At 66.4% G+C, this 12,822-nt stretch carries 14 protein-coding genes; 4 read left to right on the top strand and 10 right to left on the bottom strand.

The annotated features are described in order from the left end of the window. Nucleotides 1-39: 39 nt before the first annotated feature. On the bottom strand, nucleotides 40-426 hold the full coding sequence (locus NN4_RS16785; RefSeq protein ID WP_147131808.1) for a hypothetical protein: 387 nt from the start codon (nucleotides 424-426) through the stop codon (nucleotides 40-42). Nucleotides 427-855: 429 nt separating this feature from the next. Beyond that, on the bottom strand, nucleotides 856-1,251 hold the full coding sequence (locus NN4_RS16775; protein ID WP_222595090.1) for a hypothetical protein: 396 nt from the start codon (nucleotides 1,249-1,251) through the stop codon (nucleotides 856-858). 102 nt (nucleotides 1,252-1,353) lie between these two features. Here NN4_RS16775 and NN4_RS16770 point away from each other — a divergent pair, with 102 nt between their 5' ends. Beyond that, nucleotides 1,354-1,809: a MarR family winged helix-turn-helix transcriptional regulator gene (locus NN4_RS16770; protein ID WP_147131803.1), complete on the top strand. Its 456-nt coding sequence runs from the start codon at nucleotides 1,354-1,356 to the stop codon at nucleotides 1,807-1,809. Nucleotides 1,810-2,021: 212 nt separating this feature from the next. On the opposite strand, the gene NN4_RS16765 is transcribed toward NN4_RS16770, so the two are convergent. Next, nucleotides 2,022-2,432, bottom strand: coding sequence for a hypothetical protein (locus NN4_RS16765; protein ID WP_147131800.1), 411 nt, complete (start codon nucleotides 2,430-2,432; stop codon nucleotides 2,022-2,024). A gap of 932 nt (nucleotides 2,433-3,364) precedes the next feature. On the opposite strand from NN4_RS16765, the gene NN4_RS16755 reads away from it, so the two are divergent. Continuing rightward, nucleotides 3,365-3,802: a hypothetical protein gene (locus NN4_RS16755; RefSeq protein ID WP_147131797.1), complete on the top strand. Its 438-nt coding sequence runs from the start codon at nucleotides 3,365-3,367 to the stop codon at nucleotides 3,800-3,802. A 57-nt stretch (nucleotides 3,803-3,859) separates the two neighbouring features. Here NN4_RS16755 and NN4_RS16750 read toward each other — a convergent pair whose 3' ends face one another. Continuing rightward, on the bottom strand, nucleotides 3,860-4,849 hold the full coding sequence (locus tag NN4_RS16750; RefSeq protein WP_147131794.1) for an alpha/beta fold hydrolase: 990 nt from the start codon (nucleotides 4,847-4,849) through the stop codon (nucleotides 3,860-3,862). A gap of 54 nt (nucleotides 4,850-4,903) precedes the next feature. Between NN4_RS16750 and NN4_RS16745 the strand changes: the two genes are divergently transcribed. Beyond that, nucleotides 4,904-5,752, top strand: a complete 849-nt coding sequence (locus NN4_RS16745; protein WP_147131791.1) for an SDR family NAD(P)-dependent oxidoreductase — start codon at nucleotides 4,904-4,906, stop codon at nucleotides 5,750-5,752. Between the two features lie 17 nt (nucleotides 5,753-5,769). Here NN4_RS16745 and NN4_RS16740 read toward each other — a convergent pair whose 3' ends face one another. Beyond that, the gene (locus tag NN4_RS16740; protein ID WP_147131788.1) at nucleotides 5,770-6,672 is read right to left on the bottom strand and encodes a LysR family transcriptional regulator; all 903 of its coding nucleotides are present in this window, start codon (nucleotides 6,670-6,672) and stop codon (nucleotides 5,770-5,772) included. 69 nt (nucleotides 6,673-6,741) lie between these two features. Here NN4_RS16740 and NN4_RS16735 point away from each other — a divergent pair, with 69 nt between their 5' ends. Continuing rightward, nucleotides 6,742-7,875 (top strand): YbfB/YjiJ family MFS transporter, encoded by a 1,134-nt coding sequence (locus NN4_RS16735; protein ID WP_246180919.1) that lies wholly within the window; start codon nucleotides 6,742-6,744, stop codon nucleotides 7,873-7,875. Here NN4_RS16735 and secG read toward each other — a convergent pair. From secG to NN4_RS16710, 5 genes are all read right to left on the bottom strand, one after another. Continuing rightward, nucleotides 7,862-8,095: a preprotein translocase subunit SecG gene (gene secG, locus NN4_RS16730; RefSeq protein WP_135232013.1), complete on the bottom strand. Its 234-nt coding sequence runs from the start codon at nucleotides 8,093-8,095 to the stop codon at nucleotides 7,862-7,864. The genes NN4_RS16735 and secG overlap by 14 nt on opposite strands. 221 nt (nucleotides 8,096-8,316) lie before the next feature. Continuing rightward, nucleotides 8,317-9,909 (bottom strand): MFS transporter, encoded by a 1,593-nt coding sequence (locus tag NN4_RS16725; RefSeq protein WP_246180921.1) that lies wholly within the window; start codon nucleotides 9,907-9,909, stop codon nucleotides 8,317-8,319. A 573-nt stretch (nucleotides 9,910-10,482) separates the two neighbouring features. Next, entirely contained in the window at nucleotides 10,483-11,391 is a 909-nt protein-coding gene (locus tag NN4_RS16720) for an EamA family transporter (protein WP_147131782.1), read from the bottom strand. Between the two features lie 199 nt (nucleotides 11,392-11,590). Further along, nucleotides 11,591-12,118 (bottom strand): hypothetical protein, encoded by a 528-nt coding sequence (locus NN4_RS16715; protein WP_147131779.1) that lies wholly within the window; start codon nucleotides 12,116-12,118, stop codon nucleotides 11,591-11,593. A gap of 6 nt (nucleotides 12,119-12,124) precedes the next feature. Beyond that, nucleotides 12,125-12,754 carry a TetR/AcrR family transcriptional regulator gene (locus tag NN4_RS16710; RefSeq protein WP_147131776.1) on the bottom strand — a complete coding sequence of 210 codons (630 nt, stop codon included), beginning with the start codon at nucleotides 12,752-12,754 and terminating at the stop codon, nucleotides 12,125-12,127. Nucleotides 12,755-12,822 lie beyond the last annotated feature (68 nt).

Raw genomic sequence — 12,822 nt, 5'->3', positions numbered from 1 at the left:
CACCGACACGAACGCCGCACCGACGGAAGGCGTTTGACGCTACGCGGTCTGCACGGTGACCCGATAGCTGAGAGTGATCCCCTTGGCGATATGCGCTGCGCCACCGAGGTGCAGCCGCCGCGTGGTGCCGCCCTCGCGAGGATCGGCCAGATAGGTAGCACGCACGTGGTCGACGCCGGACGGAAAACCGCTGGCCGGAGCCGAAACAGTGCTCGCGACAAACGCTTCGGCCCAGAGGTTGGGCTCGGTCGCGCCATCGAGCAGAGGCGCGGCATCGGGGAGGAACACGCCGAACTCGTCCGGTTGCCCGCGCAGCGACTGGAGGAATCGGCCGGTCATGGCGAGCTGCACAATGCCGGTGTGGATCGTGCAGTCCGGGGTCAACCGCAACGGCGGGGCGGGGTAGATGCGGAGCTGCAATGCCATGAAATGACTCTACGGATGTCGTTGCGGCGACCCGGTACCGGCGAGCGGCCGAATGCCGAAGTGCCGCCTCGCAACCCGATCGCTCACCGATCGATGTGCGTGCAAATCCAGCGGCCCGGGATACTGAAATGTGGTCCCGAGTATCGAGGAAGAAGAGAAGCGCAGAACACTACAGCCAGGCCGACTTGGATTCGATCGCCGACGAACTCAACGGGCGCCCTCGACAAACCCTCGGATTCCGCACACCATCAGAAGCACTCGAAGAAATGTTGCGTTGACCGCCTGAGCCCGCAGGCAGAAAAGGACGTTCGCGAACGCGCGCCACGCGGCATGGCAGCGCACTCGGGTATCCTGTGAGTGTCGGTCAATCGGCATGTGTCCATGGCGATCGCCGGATAAGCGAACCGGGGTTGGTGCGTATCGCGCGGTTCAGTTGGACGCAGATACTCGACGGAGTGCGTCGAGGGTGGTCTCGGGGGAAGTGTTGAAGCAGAATCGAATTCCCGGGGCCGCCTCGACTACGACGTTGATGACGCGCTCGAACAGCAGGGTGTGCCCGGGAAGGGCGCGTACCGCACCGCCGATCATGACGAGGTCGAATCGCTGATCGGCCAGCAGCTTCCGGATTTCCGTTTCGGCTTCGTCAGGTGATGCGCTGACCAGGCATGGGGTGATATCGAATTCGGCATCTCGCAGGGCATTGTTCGCGGCACCAATCCGGGCGGTCAGTTGTGTCTCGTCCAGATCGGGAAGGCCGCTGTAGTCCATCGCGTGTGGATGTAGTCCGATGGTCAGCGCCTTGGGGTGGACGACTGGTTCGGTCAATGACTCTCCTCGATCGAGCATGGGATCCGCGCCTTCGCATGGGATCATGAGGCCCGATGCGCCAAATACCTTTGTAAGCAAAGATAGTATGGAGAGGGAGGCATGTCAACGGAGCCTGATCCATCCTTGGACGAGAGCGTTCGCGCCATGGTGCTGCTCATGCCGCGGCTGGTCGGGCGCGCGAAACGCCTGCCGGTTCCCGCGGCCTTGCAATCGTTCGAGCTGGCGCCGCGTCATCTTTCATTGCTGACTTATGTGCTGTTGGACGGTCCCGTGACAGTGAACGAGCTGGCGAAGCGGCTGCAGGTGGCGCCAACGACTGTGAGCCTGATGGTCGCCGACCTCGACCGCCAAGGCGTCGTGAACCGACAAACCGACGACAACGACCGGAGACGAACCCTCGTCACCATCGCCGACTCCCATCGACCGGCCGTAGCCGCCTGGCTCGGCGGCGCGGACCGCGGCTGGCGCGCCGCACTGGGCCCGCTCACCGCCGAGGAACGCGCCCTCGTAATAGCGACGCTTCGCGCCTACGAGGAAGCCGTCTCCGAACTCTGACAAGCCATATCGCCAGCTCGGTTGATCCCACGTGCGACCGCGGGCAGCAATGGAAAGCCGGTCACCACCGCCATCAGTCGCGCGACCGTGGCGGCTTGAATCGACGGACTTCGCGCATCCATCCGACGTACTAGTGAGGGCTCGAACTCTGTTTCAGTGAAGGCGTTTCCGGCTCATACCGACTGCATCGATGACCAGCCGACCCCGCGCCCCTAGGTCTCCCGAATTTTCTTCTTGAACGATCCCAGTCCAGGAAGCCCGAGGGTGAACAGTAAGAGAGCAGGAAGGATTGCAAGCTTCCACCAAGATCCGGCATAGAAGCCACCCAGCGCGATGGCTGCTGCCGTACTCCAGAGCAGTAGCAGCGCTACGATCCCAGTCCAGTCACGCCTTGCACCACGTTCATGGCCTGCTAGCTGATCAATCCGCCACGCGATGTGTTCCTGAAGCTTCTGCACCCCCGAGCTTTCGGGATGGAGCTCCTTCAACAGTTTCAAAGCCTCGATGTCACTCTTGATCATCGTGCGCACATCACGTCGCGTCTGACGTTGCGTGTAAGACGCGATCCAGACTGCACCAAATGCCGTCACGGCAGCTCCGAAAACCGGAATCCAGACCTCCACCGCGACAGCGTATCTGCCCTGGCACCAGGATTCGGCCATCTTCGAGAGCTCACGTTGCGCAAGATTGTCCGAGGGTTGTCAACCCGAACTCGGCTCGCAAGCCCTGCACGAGGGCACCGCGGCCGCAACCAATTCGGCAGACGCGGATGTTCTGAGCACAGCGGCTCGGGGCAGCCGGCCATCGCCTCGTGACCGCTTCGCTCAGTGCTCATAGCGGTACGGGCTCAGGCGGACTCTCGACTTCAAGACACCATCAGAAGCACACGGTGAGGTGTTGCGATGACCGCCTGAGCCCGCACCGACGGGCGGATGTCCATCAGCATCCGGACGAATCACTCCGGTTGTGACACAGCGCATGTGCCCGAGCCCGTGAGATCGCCGAGGCCCGCGAGTCGCTCGACTCCTTCGGCGTACATCAGCCGACCGGCGACCGCTACAGCCTGGGCTGGATCCTCACACACATGGTCAGGAATACGCTCGCCACAACGGGCACGCCGACCTCATCCGCGAACACGTCGACGGACAGACCGGCGTAAAGAGCCGAACGCACGGTCAGCCAAAATCCGGACATGGCGCCTGCAGTGCGTTGGTCAATCGACCATAATGCTTGGCGGAAAACGCGTTTCCAACACGCGGCAATGCCGATTTCAGGGTATGCCGAGGCATCCCTGATTGGCTTCTGCCGTGCGCGGTTGGTGTGGACTAAGCACGGAACGCGGCCACCCATTCATGCCCTGGGGGGTGCCAGGATCGCGGGCGGGGATTTCCGGGGTGCCGAACCAACGCGTCAGGCGAACTGGCCCGGTTCGGCGTCCTCGGGTGCGCCGGGCTTTCGAGCGGAGGTGGGAGGGCATCGAGTTGCGAGGGGCGATGGGGGCGGGCAGGCTGATCTTCGCTCGCAACGGCGCATTCCCGCAGGAGGATCCGACTAGATGCCGAACTGGCCGACGCTCGACCCGGTCGAGCAGCATGACAAGCTCACCGACATCACGAGCGAAGTGCTCCCCACGCTGCCGACCGGTTGGACTCGGCTTGTGGTGCGCGCCAGGATGATCGGAACGCATGCGGAATCCGATTCCGGAGTGCGGATGCCCGATGGAACGGTGCGAGCCTGGTCTTTCCCGCCCGAAGTCTGGCGGAAATTTCAGCAACTCAGAAAAGGAATGTACATCCAAGACAGCGGGTCATGGCACGAGTTCGAGTACATTCTGGATCCACCCAGCCACTTCACCATTCAATACAACCGAGATCTGATGCCAGCCTTCTCGACTCCGCCGACGGCTGAACACTTCGCGACCGAGAACCGATGGTTTCCGCGATCAGATCAAGCCATGCCGGATTGGTTTCGCCGCGGGCTCGGTCAGGTCTAGCGGCTGCTTGTGACGCGGCAAGCAGGTCCCAGTCAGCGCCAGCTACATCGACTGCGGTTACGCGGGCACGTCGGACGGGTTCGGGACGAGTTCGCGCAAGTGTGCGGTGATCAAGGTGTCGACCTCGGATGCGCGCTCCAGTTGCACCAGGTGACCCGCGTCGGCGATCTTCGTCACCGCGCGCAGGTCCGGAACGTAGGTGCGCAGCGTCGTCAGCGGATCTCGGCCGCTGAAGCCCTCCATGTCGGGGTCACGGTCGCCGTACATGAAGTAGGCGGGGACGGTGACGGACGCGTCGGCGTAGGCGGCGGCGAGTTCCCAGTTGCGGTCCAGAGCGCGGTACCAGTTCAGGCCGCCGGTGAAGCCGGTGCGTTCGAAATCCTGCGCCAGGGTGTCGAATTCGGCCTCGGTGAGCCAGCGCCACGGCAGTGGCGGCGCGGTCGGCAGCACATCGAGGTAGCCGGTGCCCTCGGCCGGGAACTGCCAGGTATCGAGGTAGTGGTAATCGGCACTGAGCGCGTAGTAGACGTTGGTCAGGAATTCCCTTGGACGCGCAGCCAATTCGGCGTCGGCCACGCCCGGCTTCTGAAAGTAGTCCAGGTGCAGGAAGTGTCGCGCGGCCGCCTTTGCCCACAGTTGGGACGGTGAGCGGGGCGGGCGTGGCGCGAAAGGATTGTTCAGGACGATGACGCCGCGCACCCGTTCGGGCGCGCGTAATGCCAACTCCCACACCAGAGCCGCGCCGAAATCCAATCCGACGAACACCGCCTGCTCGGCGCCGATGTCGTCGAGCAGGGCGAGCAGGTCGCCGATGACGGCTTCGTTCGTGTACGACTCGACGTCCGCGGGCACGTCGGTCTGCCCGTACCCGCGCAGGTCCGGCGCGATGGCGCGATACCCGGCCGCGGCAACCGCTGCCAGCTGGTTGTGCCAGATGAACCAGGTGTGCGGAAAGCCGTGGCAGAAGATCACCGGATATCCCGCGCCCTGCTCGGCGACGTGCATCCGGACGCCCTTGGTCGTGATGAACCGATGCGTGATCTCCACTGCGGCCTCCAAAATCTAGAACGTGTTCTCGTTTCACGGTAGTGTCCTGAAGTCGTGAACGGAATACCTGAGGCACTCAGCGGCAAGATCGCGGTCGTCACCGGCGCGAGTCGCGGCATCGGCAAGGGCATCGCACTGGAACTCGGTGCGGCGGGTGCGACGGTGTACGTCACCGGGCGATCGGCCACCCCGGGTCGCCTGCCCGGCACCGTGCAGGAGACCGCTGCCGCCATCGATGCGGCGGGCGGCGTCGGCGTTCCGTTCGTCTGCGATCACCACGACGACGACGCGGTACAGCGACTGTTCCAGCAGATCGGCGCCGCGCACCAGCGCCTCGATGTGCTGGTGAACAACGTGTACAACTCCCCCGCCGCGGCGCGCTGGCTCGGCAAGCCGTTCTGGGAGGTACCGCCGAAAGCATGGGACGAAACCTTCGACATCGGTGTCCGATCACATTACGTGGCAAGCGCTTTCGCCGCGCCGCTGCTGATCGAATCCGGCGGGTTGATCGTCAACATCTCCTCACCGGGTGCGCAGCGGTACATGCACAACGCGGTATACGGCGTCGCGAAGACCGCACTGGACCGGCTGACCGCCGACATGGCGCACAACTTGGCCGACACCGGTGTCACCGTGGTTTCGCTGTGGCCCGGCATCGTGGATACCGAACTGCTGCAAATGGTTCCGTCCGACGCGCAGGGCCAGCGGTTGGTCACGCTGCCGGGCGAAGGCACCTACGATCTCGCCGACGCAGAGACACCGCGGTTCCCTGGGCGGGCGGTCGTCGCACTCGCCACCGACCCCGCCCGCCGCTCCCGCACCGGATCAGCCTGGCGGGTAGCCGATCTCGCCGACGCCTACGGCTTCACCGACGTCGACGGGCGCGTCCCGCGCGCGGACTGACCTCGGAGCAAACAACATCAAGCAACACCCAAGAACCGTTGCACCGCACGGGAGGGCGCGGGCTTGGCGTGCCATGCGAGGTACACGTGCGACGGTGGCGCGTCCGGAATGTCCAGGTAGACAACGCCGGGATGTGGTGCGCGGCTGCGGGCCAGCGCGGGGACGCCGCCGATGCCGCGGTTCGCCGCGACGAGTTCGATCCATTCGTCGAAGTTCCGGCAGGTGATGATCGGCCGGTCCGGATCGCCCTGCTCCCACGAGCCCGCATGGGTGGTGCCGGACACCACGTTCACCACGAGCGGATAGCCGGCCAAATCGGCCCAGCGCAGGTCGGTCGCATCGGCCAGTGGCGAGTTCGCGGCGACGGCGAGCATCCGCTGCTCGGTCGCGATCACCCGGGACTCGAGATGGCTCGGCAGCTGAGTTTCCCTGCGGTATATGGCGATATCGATGGCTCGGGCTTCGAGGGCGGCCAGCGGATCGTCGACGCGGTGCAGCGTGATGCGCCCGCCGAGTGCCTCGTAGCGGCGGCGGGTGGCGGCGAGCCAGCTGGTGGGCAGCAGCCAGGCGAAGCCCACCTCGATGGCGGCCCGTGAGCGCAGCTGCGCGGCGACGGTGTCGACGTCGGCGAGGATCCGCCGGGCATGCGTCAGCAGTTCGGTGCCCTCGTCGGTCAATGCGAAGCGACGGGAGGTGCGTTCGATGAGCCTGCACTCGATGTGCCGCTCCAACTGCTGGATGGTCCTGGTCAGCGCGGGCTGACTGAGGTGCAGGCGGGCCGCGGCACGCGTGTAGTTCGACTCCTCGCACAGCGCGACATACGCGCGCAGATGCCGCAACTCGATCTGGGTAGGGCTGTCCCCGCCTCGATCGCTCGCGGCCGTCGGAACGGTCCCGTCCGGCTGCGCACGTTCGTCCATGCATCAAGCGTATACATGGTGCATAGAAAGCATTTAACAGACGCCGGAACGGACCGTACGGTCGCTGGAGTGACCGTTACTCGCACCCACCCACCGCGCAGCGGTCTCGCCCCCGCCTTCGCGGCCGCCGCCGGGTTGGCCGCCGCGATGGGCCTCGGCCGATTCGTCTACACGCCGCTGCTGCCGATCATGGTGGACGCGCAGCAGATCAGCACCCATGACGGCGCGGTGATCGCGACCGCCAACTACGCGGGCTATCTCCTCGGCGCGATCCTGCTCACCCGATGGCCGGAACTGAACAGCCGCAACACTTTCCGCATCTCGGCCGCCCTGCTGATTATCAGCGAGGTCTTGATGGCCGTGCCAGCGCCAACGCTGTTCCCTGCCGCGCTGCGCTTGATCGCGGGCGTCACCAGCGCCGTCGTCTTCGTCGCGTGCGCCGGGGTGGCCGCGCGGCCGGGCAGCAGCCGGGATGCGGCCGGAATCGCTTTCGGCGGTATCGGATTCGGGATCGCGCTCACCGGGGTACTGGTGTTGGTGGTGCGGCCGTTCCTGGGGTGGCAGAGCATGTGGCTGGTCTCCGCCGTGCTCACCGCCGTGTTGTTGGCACCCGCAGTGCGGCTCGATATACAGCCGGGCCGGCGTGCGGGCAAGGCCACCATCCGGTCGCGGGGCGCGTGGCGGGCGCTGCTCGTCGCCTATTTCCTGGAGGGTGTCGGCTACATCGTGATCGGCACGTTCCTGGTCGCCGCGGTCAGTGATCAGCGCGGCCCGGTGGTCGGCTCGGCGATCTGGGTCGTGGTCGGCGTGGCCGCGGTGCCCGCCACGGTGCTGTGGGGTGTCGCGGCGCGCCGCTGGGCGCCCGCGATCGCCATGCCGATCGCCCTAGTGGCGCAATGCGTTTCGGCGGTGCTGCCCGCCGTCTCGAGCGCCGTGTGGCCCGCCGTGCTGTCGGCGGCACTGTTCGGCGCGACGTTCCTCGGCATAGTGATGCTGGCGATGCGGATCGGCGGTGAGTTGTCCGATGGTGGCGCTGCCGCGCCGCTCACCGCCGTTTATGGTGCGGGACAGATGCTCGGTCCGTTGGTGGTGGCGCCGGTGATCGGCGACAGCTATCCGGCCGCGTTCGTCATCGCCGCCCTGGTGCTGGCGGCTGCGACGATCGCGGCCGGTATGGTGACGCGCCTGATCAGGCGAACTTGATCTCCAAGCCGATGCCGAGAATGGCGATGACCCAGACGAGGCCGGTGAAAATGGTGATTCGGTCGAGGTTCTTCTCCACAACGGTCGAGCCGGAGAGGCTGGACTGCACACCACCGCCGAACAGGCTGGACAGACCTCCACCCTTGGCGCGGTGCAGCAGCACCAGCAGCACCAGCAGCAAGCTGGTGATGATCAGGAGGATATCGAGGAACATCCGCATGCCCGACAGTGTATGCGGACGATCGGATCCCACCGAATCAGGCACTCGGAAACGTCGATCCCAGGCCCTGTGTCGAAGTCCGGCCGGATGCATCCGGGGGCTGGATCATCGCCTGGCAAGGCGGAGGAGTTGCCGATACCGGGTTGTATCGGCGACGACGACAACGCGGCCAGGCGGCGATCCAGCCCCCGGAGGCGCCGGATGGGACTTCGACACAGGGCTTAGGGTGGCAGGATCGCGACCAGGTGGGTCACCTCGTCCTCGCCGATGGTGAATTTCGACGCCTCCTGCTCACGGATCTGATCCTGAGCGGTGAGTCTGACCTGGTGCTGGTGCATGTGCTCAGCCCAGGAGCGCACGACGAACGCCTCGACATACCGGTCCAGCACGCCGACGTCACGGTAGAGCCGCCACTCCATCGCGCCGGTGCGTTGCCGGGACCGGCCGACGAACGCCATGGCGGTCATGAACTCCTCGACGTTCTCCGGCGGGACGTCGTAGGTGCGCAACACCATGACCGGTCCGTCGGCGGGGTCGGGTTCGACAACGAGCTGCGGTTCCGGCCAGAACGCCGAGGGGGTCTGATCGAGGTTCTCGGCGTTGTGACTGATCGGCAGCCAAACCGTGCTCACCGCACACAGCGCGAGCAGCGCCGCGGCGATCAGCAGGGCCTTGACCGGTCCGGCGGCACCGGCGACCACACCCCAGACCAGCGAGCCGATCGCCTGCCCACCCATGAACACCAGCAGATAGACCGACAACCCGCGCGCCCGGACCCACGCGGGCAGCAGCAACTGCATGGTCGAGTTCATCGTGGACATCGCCAGCAGCCAGGCGAAACCCGCGAACACCAGCAACACCAGCACGACCGGCACCACATGCAGCACCGCCGCGGCGGCCGTCGCGACGCCGAACAGCACGGCGGCCGTGCTCAACCGCTGGGTCGGCGTGAGCAGCAGGCGCAGTCGCGACAGGCCGACGGCCCCGAGTACCGCGCCGACACCCAGCGCAGCGAGCATCAAGCCATAGCCCGACGAGGACAGTCCGAGCTCGTCACGCGCGATCACCGGCAGCAGCGCCCACAGCGCGCTGGCCGGGGCGATGAACAGGATCGAGCGCAGCAGCACCCGACGGATCGCGGGCGCAGCCTTGATGAACCGTGTCCCGGCCTGCAACGCCGCCAACGGGCGTTCGCTCGGCAGCTGCCGATCCGTGGCCGGCCTGCGCCAGACCCCGAGCACCACGACGATGCCGATGAACGACACCGCGTTGAGCGCGAACACCAGCGTCGGCCCGGACAGCGAGACCAGCACACCGGCGATCGCCGGTCCCACTGCCCGCCCGATATTGATGCTCATGCTGCCCAGCGCGGCCGCCGACGGAATCTGTTCGCGCGGAACCAGTTCCGGCTGGATCGCCTGCCACGCGGGCCCGGTCAGCGCCTGACCGCAGCCGAGCAGGAACAGCAGGGTGAGCAGCACGGCCGGGGTGGTGTGTCCCGTCGCCGTCGCCACCGCGAGCACCGTCGCGAGGATCGCCATGGTCGACTGCGCACCCAACAGCAGCCTGCGCCGATCGACCAGATCGGCGATCACGCCGGACGGAATAGCCAGCAGCATCACCGGCAGCGTGATCGCCGTCTGCACGAACGAGACCAGGACCGCGGCATTCGGCTCGTCCACCAGAATCCACTGCGCGCCGACGGTCTGCATCCAGGTGCCCAGGTTGGACACCAGTTGCGCGATCCAGAGGGCGCGATACACCTTCGACCGCAGGGGTGCCCAGGTAGAGACAGGGGTGTTGGCCGCAGTGATCACTTACCGAAGCTTAGGCTCACCCACCGCTCGAGGTATTCAGGCGAGACCGGGTGCTGTCGAAGTGACCTTGGTGGTCGCGATGATCTCGTCGCTGCTTGCACGTGCGCACGCGGACTACCCGTGCGCAGGCGAAAGCAAGGCAACCTCGGCGTCCGTGCCACCGCGATATGCGCCCCGGCCGCAGTGCGCTCGGCAGCCACGATTCGCGCTCTGCGCGGTACCCGCGACTCGCGCTCGCCACGGTTTGCACGCCACCCGCGACTCGCGCTCGCCGCAGCGTGCACGCCACCCGCGATTCACGCCTCGGCCGCAGCTTGCACGCCACCCGCGACTCGCACCCCGGCCGCAGCGTGTACGCCACCCGCGACTCCGCGCTCGCCGCAGCTTTCACGGCGGCTCTGTACTTGCGCCCGTCGGGGTTTGCGAGCCCGTCATGTTTGCGGCCTTCCTGTTCTCCAGACGGGTCTGCCACGAACGCGCTGTCGGCGGCCGTACAGCCATGGGCTAGTCCGCCGATACCCGGCAAAGTTGCCCATGCGCTCACGAAATCGGCCGTTTCCACGTATCCGGCTACACCCCGTCGCTGGGCCGCGACTCGTTGGCGGCGAGGAGGAGGGCGGCGGTCAGTAGCGCGCCGCCCATCATGCCCAGCGGTGTCAATCGCTCCCCGAGGACTATCGCCGCGAGGATCGCACCGGTGAGCGGCTCGAGCAGGGCGAGGACCGCGGCGGTGCCGGGGCCCGCGTCCGGCAACCCGCGGAAGTACAGCGTGTAGGCGACCGCGGTCGGCACGAGTCCGAGTGCTGCGAGCAACGCGAGACTGCCTGCGTTCGGCTCGAAGGTGATACCGGTGGTCAACGCCAGGGGCATGAGTAGTACTGCGCCACCGGTGAATCCGAGACCGGTGGTGGTCATCGCATCGAGCCCCGGTATCGGCCGGGCGCTGATCACGGTGACCGCAGCGAACGCGCCGGCCGCCGCGACGGCCAGAGCCGCACCGGCAAGCAGCCCGGTGGCGTCCAGATCATCGGACGGCACACCGACCAGCAGTGCCAATCCGGCGAGTGCGAGCCCGATGGTCGCGGCGCGTCTGCGGTCGACAGCCCGACGGCCGGTGACCTGTTCCAGCACCGCGACCACCACCGGCGACGCACCGATGGTGATCAAGGTGGCGACGCTGACCGACGATGCCGCGACCGCGCCGAAATAGCACGCTTGGAAGGTCGCGGCGAGAGCGGCGACCGCGCCGATTCTGCGCCAGGCCAGCAGATTTCGCGGCCACGGGCGGCGCGTCAGAGCGAGCAGGGCGACTAACAGCAGCCCGCCGACGGCAAGACGGCAGGTGGCCACCGCGACGGGTGACAACCCGGTGGCACGACCGAGCAGGGTGCCGAGCAAACCGCCGGTGCCCCACAGCATTCCGGCGCCGACAAGGTAGACCAGCCCGGAACGGCCGGTCGTGGACAGAGATATGGACATGAAGGATTCGCGCTCCTGCGACAGAGGGGGATGGGGTCGCGGAAGCGAGGTGCACAACGAATGCCGAAGAGACGCACTCACCTATCCAGGTGGTGCGCTGACTGCTACACCTCGCTCAGGAGGCGGGCGGCGGGGTGATCGGAAAGCATCGGTGCACGCGGCCGATCCTAATGCCCGGCGGCATGCCGTGTCGCTCGGGTTATTTGCCGAACTCGCGCAGCAGCGGATCGGCGGCGATCCGGGCGGCCGTATCGGCGTCCGGCGGATAGGGCTTGGCCCGAACGATCCACTCACGACGCAACTCGGGGATGGTCACCTGGAGTTCGTCCCACTCCGAGGTCAGCCGACCGGTCCAGTCCATCTGTTCGGGACCGTCGAGGAATCCGCAGGTGTAGCCGAGATAGTCGTTCCACACCGCGTACGAGGTGGCGAGCGTCAACTCATCCGGCACGTCGAGCTTCAGCAACCATCGCCCGTGCGCCCACTCATGATCTCCCAGCAGCGAATTGGCCGTACGACGGACGACGGACCTGCGCAGACCACGCCCCGGCCAGCACCACACCGGCGGTGCATCCCCGCAATCGATTCCGCGCCTTGCCATTTCGGCAGCGAGGATCCCGAAGCCCGGGCGCAGGTTCGGCGAGATGAGCTCCCAGCTCGCACGATACGAGCCGTTCGCCCGCACGGCAGCGATCACCTCGGGTGCCTGTAGCGTCCACAGCCTCATCCGGATCTACTCGTCGACCGTGTCGGCATAGGTCTGCATCATGTCCTCGATCAGCCGCAGGACCGCCTCGTCGCGTTCGGGGCGCTGGTACACCCCGCGCACCACTGCCTGACCCGAAAACAGATGCAGCGCAAGGAAGAACATCGGCTCACGCAGTCGCTGCGGATACCGGCCCAGCACCCCGGTGCGCTCGACCGCGGCCACGATCTCGTCGTAGTAGTTCTCCACCGTCGGCGCGATCCTGGCCCGCAGCTCGGCGTCCGAGCGAGCCGCGAGGTAGATCTCGCGCAGCGCGTGGGTGATGTTGTCCGACTGCGCCGCCTGCAGGAACCGCAACGCCGTATCAAGCGAATTCGCTTGATCCCCAAGCTGTTCCATCACCTCGATGAACGCGGCGGTCTGCCGCGTGACGATCTCCTCGGCGGTGCGCACGATCAGGTCGAGTCTGCTGTCGAACTGCCGGAACATCGCCCCGACGGACAGCCCGGCGCGCCCGCAGATCTCCTGCACGGTGGTGCGCTGATAGCCCACCTCGCCGATCGCGGCGATGGTCGCGTCGACCAGCTTGGCGACGGTGGCGGCGCGGCGTTGCTGCTGCGTCCGGCGTGGACGCGATATTTCGGCGCTCCCGGTCATGATTACCCATCCTGCCCGGCCGGTCCGGCCACCTCTGACATCGGGTCAGCGTGATCGTTGACACAGCG

The organism is Nocardia ninae NBRC 108245 (genome assembly GCF_007990755.1).
GTDB lineage: Bacteria > Actinomycetota > Actinomycetes > Mycobacteriales > Mycobacteriaceae > Nocardia > Nocardia ninae.
This window is presented reverse-complemented; position numbering and strand designations above follow the sequence as displayed.